General features: G+C 44.9%; 4 protein-coding genes. All 4 read right to left on the bottom strand.

Going from position 1 to position 6797, the window contains the following annotated elements; all coding sequences use genetic code 11:
* Positions 1–348: 348 nt before the first annotated feature.
* Positions 349–1836: a sodium/proline symporter PutP gene (gene putP / locus MHN79_RS03790; protein ID WP_239171778.1), complete on the bottom strand. Its 1488-nt coding sequence runs from the start codon at positions 1834–1836 to the stop codon at positions 349–351.
* 75 nt (positions 1837–1911) lie between these two features.
* On the bottom strand, positions 1912–2610 hold the full coding sequence (locus tag MHN79_RS03785; protein WP_239171777.1) for a 1-pyrroline-5-carboxylate dehydrogenase: 699 nt from the start codon (positions 2608–2610) through the stop codon (positions 1912–1914).
* Positions 2611–2632: 22 nt separating this feature from the next.
* Positions 2633–5752 carry a bifunctional proline dehydrogenase/L-glutamate gamma-semialdehyde dehydrogenase PutA gene (putA, locus tag MHN79_RS03780; RefSeq protein ID WP_239171776.1) on the bottom strand — a complete coding sequence of 1040 codons (3120 nt, stop codon included), beginning with the start codon at positions 5750–5752 and terminating at the stop codon, positions 2633–2635.
* 187 nt (positions 5753–5939) lie between these two features.
* Complete coding sequence (locus MHN79_RS03775) at positions 5940–6755, bottom strand: AraC family transcriptional regulator (protein ID WP_239171775.1); 816 nt, start codon at positions 6753–6755, stop codon at positions 5940–5942.
* Positions 6756–6797: the final 42 nt, after the last annotated feature.

Raw genomic sequence — 6797 nt, 5'->3', positions numbered from 1 at the left:
CGCCATAGGACCTCTTTTTTTATTGATGAATAAAGCTGATGGTTATAAATGGAGGAAAATCAGAAAAAGATGAGAAAAAAGTTGAATATAGGCAAAAAAATAATAATTAGATCACAAAATCATAATTATTGTGAATAATAAGCGGTAAAATAAGGCCTGTCGCGGGGCAAAGAATTTTACATTTTACCTCGCAATTAATTGAGCAATACGACACGTAAAAATAGTGCGTATAGCATAATAACGATTGAGGCCTGACTCCGATTGTACATCGAAGTCAGGCCTCAAAGATGGTTAACAAAAGTAGCTAGTTAACAAACCACTAATTTATCGATAAATACCGATCTTTAATTAGTCCAACTCAACCAGTTGTTTCTTGAACTTCTCATGCTGAGCTTTCACTGATTCTTCTGGCTCTGCGGTCATTAAGCTAACCACAACAATGGCAATCGCTGATAAGATGATCCCAGGAACAATTTCGTAAACATCAAACCAACCGCCTGATAGTTGTTTCCACACAACAATAGTCACGCCGCCGATAACGATACCAGCCAGTGCACCATTGCGGTTCATGCGCGGCCAGTAAAGGCTCAGAATAAGCGCAGGACCAAAAGCAGCACCAAAACCAGCCCAAGCATAAGAGACTAAACCGAGTACTGAGCTGTCTGGCGTTAGAGCTAAAATAAGAGCTACAATTGAGATTGCTACCACCGCAATGCGGCCTACCATCACAATCTCTTCTGAACTTGCATCTTTCTTAATTAGTTGCTTATAGAAGTCCTCTGCTAATGCCGAAGAAGACACCAATAATTGCGAATCGGCTGTACTCATGATTGCTGCAAGTATTGCCGCTAACAGCACACCAGCAACGACAGGATGGAAAATGGAGTTAACCAACAACATGAAGATTTTCTCTCCATCATCTATCGATACCCCAGAATTAGTCACATAGATAAGACCAACTAGACCGACTAACATAGCACCAACCATAGAAAGTGCTGTCCACACAACCGCAATGCGACGTGCTGTTGTTAGATCCTTATTACTGCGCGCGGCTTTAAAACGAGCAAGAATGTGCGGCTGGCCAAAATAGCCTAAACCCCATGCAACCAAAGAGATGATCGCAATCGCTGATAGTGGCTCACCCTTGGTATCATTCCACAGCGTAAGCAGCTCAGGGTTGATATTCGACAAATCGCTACTTAGCTGGCCAAGACCACCTTCCATCGCCGCAATAGGCACAATCAACAGCGCCGCAGACATAAGAAGACCTTGGACTAAGTCAGTCCAAGATACCGCTAAAAATCCACCGAACAGTGTATATGACACAACACATACAGTACCAATAATAACGGCGGTGCTATAGTTCAGCCCAAATACGGTCTCGAACAGTTTTCCGCCAGCCACTAAACCTGAGCTGGTGTAGAAAAGGAAGAATAGCAAGATAAAGAATGCAGAGATAACTTGGATAAGTTTAGATGTATCGTTAAAACGACGAGAAAGGAATTCTGGCAAGGTCAAAGCATCTGTCGTGATGCTGTAAGTACGCAGTCTTTTAGCACTGATAAGCCAGTTTAGCCAAGTACCCGCAAGTAGACCACCAGCGAGCCATAATGCTTCAATACCAGCGGCATACGCGTAACCTGGTAGACCGAGCAAAAGCCAACCACTCATATCCGATGCACCCGCAGAAAGTGCAGCAGGCCAAGGCCCAAGAGAGCGACCGCCTAAAAAGTAATCCGTTGAGTTTTTCGTTCGTAGGTATGCAATGACGCCTATTGCCATCATCAAAATTAGATACGCAATAAACGTGGTCGTAATAGCAAAGCTATTTTCCATGTGTTTGTCCTCATAAAAAAATCGCCTTCCATGAACGCCCTCACGCACACTGAGTGAGGGCTCTCGGAGAAAGGGTTAGTGGGCTTCGCTCCCAAGTTCCAACAAGGTTGCGTTGCCACCCACAGCAGTTATATTTATTGTTCTCGTACGCTCTGTGATAAAGCGCAGCGATAAATGTGGATCGTGAGCGACTGGAATCAACTCAACATCCGTTTCTGAAACTAGGCCTACAATAGCACCTGTGCGTTTCGCTAATTGGCGGTTGATATTTCGTTCAACCTCTTGATTGCCTATGTACCCAACACTTCTCACATCAGATTCAAGTAACTGATGGTAAGCGTCAAGAGAGGCGAATTGTAATAGATTTATTGGTAAAGACGCACTTTTTGCTGTCGTTTCTAGGGCTTTGATCAAATCAATATCATCACTGCACACAATAACACTATTACCAGCAAGAAGCGCACAAGTAAGTTGAGCGATCGCTGCCTGCTGCGCTGATTGAGATACGTGATCCTGAATGATCAGAGCGACACCTCGGCCAGCGGTATACAACTCATTCGTCTCACCTGTTGGGCCAGGCATTTCATGGGTTTTGGACAACAGCTGCGCTGAATGTTGGTAATGGTAGTCAATAACGGCAGCCAAAGCAGGCTCAACACCCTGCAATGCTTGCTTAAACCCAAGTACATACTCACTTCTTATCTCAAAGCTGGTGAGATTCCAATTTTCCCATGCTGCATAAGCATCGGAAAAACGAGTAACTTGATGAACCATAATTTTTCTCCTTGCTTACCGATTAAGAAAATGATGTCTGAGTGAATCGGAATAAATAGTGTGGCCCTCCAGCTTTTGGACCTGTACCTGACAGACCTTGACCACCAAATGGTTGAACGCCAACGACCGCACCAACCTGATCACGGTTGATGTAACAGTTCCCCACTCGAGCATGCTTTTCAATCCAGCGATACGTGGTCTCATTACGGCTGTGAATTCCCATCGTGAGGCCAAAACCAGTGCCATTAATTCGCTCAACCACTTGGTGTAGTTGACTCGCTTTAAAACGGACAATATGCAAAATTGGTCCGAATTGCTCTTCATCGAGACAAGCAATATCATCAATTTCAAACGCGCAAGGTGCAACGAAATCGCCATGTTGGTGCAATTCGTTAAGCTCAAGTCCAGCGACTTTTTGCTGAGTCGCCGTCATACGCTCGATGTGCTTGAGCAGTTTATTCTTGGCGTTGGCGTCAATCACAGGTCCAACATCGGTTGAATGATCGAAAGGCAAGCCTACTTTTAACTCTTGCATCGCACCTTGAATCAATGAAATGATTCTGTCTGCAATATCTTCCTGAACATACAACACTCTAAGTGCACTACAACGCTGCCCTGCAGAAGCAAACGCTGAACGAATCACATCACGTACCACTTGCTCAGGAAGCGCTGTACTGTCGACGATCATGGCGTTTTGGCCACCTGTTTCAGCAATAAATGGTACTGGCGCAGTATCACGTTCTGCAAGTGTGCGGTTGATACGCTGTGCCGTTAAGGTTGAACCTGTAAAGGCAACACCAGCAATCGCAAGGTGAGAAGTCAATGCCGCCCCAATATCAGCTCCGCGCCCCGGTAACAGCTGAATAGTGCCGTTAGGAAAGCCTGCTTCAATCATAAGTTCGACAGCGCGAGCTGCAATCAAGCTAGTTTGCTCAGCAGGTTTTGCCACTACCGTATTGCCTGCAACCAGTGCTGCTGTAATTTGACCCAAGAATATCGCTAGCGGGAAATTCCAAGGACTAATACACACAAAGACACCGCGTCCGTCACGCACGACTTTACGCGTCTTGGTATCAAAGCCTTGAATCTCAACTTGGCCCAAGTTATCAATTTGTTTGGCGTAGTAACGACAGAAATCAACCGCTTCACGCACTTCATCAATACTGTCATGTATTGTTTTACCAGCTTCTTGATGACACAAAGCAACCAACTCAGCAAGGTGAGTTTCAAGCAAATCTGCTAACTTTTCTAACGCTTGTGCTCTTTGAGCTGGCGCAGTTGCTTGCCAATCGTTAAAGGCCGCTTGTGCGCCTTCAATTGCTGCGGAAACATGATCAAGGTTTGAGAAAGCCACCTGACCAACTTCTATGCGCCTGTCATAAGGTGCTGTCACTTTCTCAACAGTGACATCATCCTTGATCATGCTTTCAGTGAATACGTGACCGTTAATTATCGGTCCTGCTAACCATTGTTTGTCTAGAAAGCTTTCAACTTGCTGCTCAAAAGGCTTGGCCTCGGATTCAATATCAATATTTACTCCGTAAGAGTTTGAGCGCTCAGAGAATATCTTTGGCGGCAATGGAATATTGGTATTATTCAGTGTCTCAAATGCCCCCAACATATCGACAGGATGCTGAGTAAGAGTTTCAACTGGACAACGCGCATCTACTAGACGATGGACAAACGAGCTGTTCGCCCCATTCTCAAGCAGACGACGAACCAAGTACGGCAATAAATCCTTATGGCTACCCACAGGTGCATATATGCGCACTGGCTGTTGGTGTGTTTCCATAACATGGTGATAAAGAGAGTCACCCATCCCATGCAAACGCTGGAACTCATAGTTTTTATGCTCTGCCATCACAGCGATAGAAGTCACTGTTTGAGCGTTATGGCTGGCAAACTGCGGGAAGATATTGCCTCGTACATTGTCAGACAATAAAAAACGAGCACAAGCTAAATAGGCAACATCTGTGGCTTCTTTTCGCGTATAGACCGGATAGTTATCGTAACCTGCTTGTTGCGACCATTTGATCTCACTATCCCAATATGCTCCCTTAACAAGACGCAGTGGAATAAGATCGCCCTGCTCTCGGGCTAAACCGTTGATCCAGACCAGTACAGGAAGAGCGCGTTTAGAATAGGCTTGAATCACAAGACCAAATTTACCCCAGCCTTTCACAACATCACTTCGATATACTTTTTCAAACAGCTTTAGCGAGAGTTCCAAGCGATCCGCTTCTTCAGCATCAATCGTGATGGCGACATCCAATTCAACAGCCTTACGCAGCAATTGCGTGAGTGTGTCGGCAAGTTCAGTCAGCACTCGCTCTTCATTTGCCACTTCATAGCGGGGATGCAAAGCAGACAGTTTAATCGAAACAGACGGAGCTGGGCTTGTCTCTATGCCATATCTATCACGACCTACCGCTTCGATTGCCATTAGATAGTCATTAAAATATTTATCCGCATCCGCTGTGGTCAGTGCTGCTTCACCTAACATGTCATAAGAGTAGGTAAACCCTTTATCACGCATGCTACGGCCATTTTTTTGCGCTTCAGCGATAGAGCGGCCAAGAACAAACTGATGCCCCATCACCTTCATCGCTTGGTGCATGGCTTTACGAATAACAGGCTCAGACATTTTATTAACAAGACGATTCACCGCCGACACTGGGCTGCGCGCTTCAGATTCAGACAAACCAACAACTTTGCCTGTCAACATAAGGCCCCATGTCGAAGCATTGACAAAAACCGAGTCTGAACTTTTTAAATGAGACTTCCAATCTGCGACACTGAGTTTGTCACGGATTAACGCATCCGCTGTGGCTGCATCAGGGATACGCATTAGAGCTTCAGCGAGACACATTAGCAATATGCCTTCTTGGGTATCCAAACTATATTCCAGCAGCAAAGCATCGATCATCTGAATCGACTTTTTATCTGCACGGATAGCTTCAATGAGCTCAGTCGTTTTGGTCGACATCTGCGCTTTTTCGTCCGCTGTCGGAGTCGCGAGCGGCAACAGTTGTTCAAGCCATTGGGATTCGTCCACCATGTAAAGTGGCGAGATCAGCGACCAAAGTTTATTTAGCGGCTGCTCAACAAACTCGGCATTCAACACATCAGTTGCAGTAAACATGCGTTTTCCTCAATCTCAAGCCTGATAAATTCATCAGAGTTATTACAATGGTTTGCAGTGTATTTTGAGCGGGAGAGGATTACTTGTCAAAAACTCCGAGTTTTTTGCTGAAAACTCCGCCTATTAACAAAACAAAAACAGAATCACATCTAAATTGACAAAATAATATACGTCTGCTGTTGCTTATTTAACTAAATTGTTTCTTGTATTGGGATGGCGATACGCCTTGCAAACGAAAAAAGGTATGGCTGAATGTGCTTTGACTAGAAAAACCCGTTAAGTCAGCCACCTGACCTAAGGTCAAGTTGCCTCTTTTAATCAAAGACTTTGCCATGTCAACTCGTTTACCGAGTACGTACTGATGAGGTGTTATACCAATTTGCGCCTTGAACAAACTATGAAACTGACTCTCCCCTAAAAAAACACTACCTGCTAGCTGAGCGACTGAGATTTTCTGGCTTAAGTGTTGTTCGATATAACGATCAATGGCATCAAGGTCGAAACGAGACTCTTTGTAAGGTGTTGAGAATTTTGACATATGCCTTTGCAATAAGGCGATCAGAGTGTCACTACAAGCTCGGCTAAGGAGAAGATCCTCTGGCCTTGATTGCATTTCATTCACTAACATATAGATGAGCTTTTGAATTTGGCTATCGAGCTGAAAGTAGGTTTCACCTCGATTAAGCTCATTGAGTTTTTGCAACATCAGTGGGTCTTCAGCGCTTGGAAATGGCATATTAAGCACTAAAATATCCGACTGCTCGACAACCCCACCAAAAGCATGACCTGAACCAGAGGTCACCACACAGCCTTGTCCTGGACCAACCATGTTACCACAGCCGCTAACCTCAAACTCGGCTTGTCCTTTTAACCCAATCACGATTTGGGTATAGCTATGATCATGGCAGTCCATGTGTGAGGGTAAGGTAACAAGCTCCGCTGGTTTGGGAGACACAGGTTTATTTAGTTCGCCAACAATAGGCCGAGATTTGAAACAGCTCATGAGACAGTTTTGACCTCAGATTGCATTAGGATGGCATGTTAT

This window comes from Vibrio sp. Of14-4 (assembly GCF_022347625.1).
In the GTDB taxonomy this organism is placed as follows: domain Bacteria; phylum Pseudomonadota; class Gammaproteobacteria; order Enterobacterales; family Vibrionaceae; genus Vibrio; species Vibrio pristinus.
This window is presented reverse-complemented; position numbering and strand designations above follow the sequence as displayed.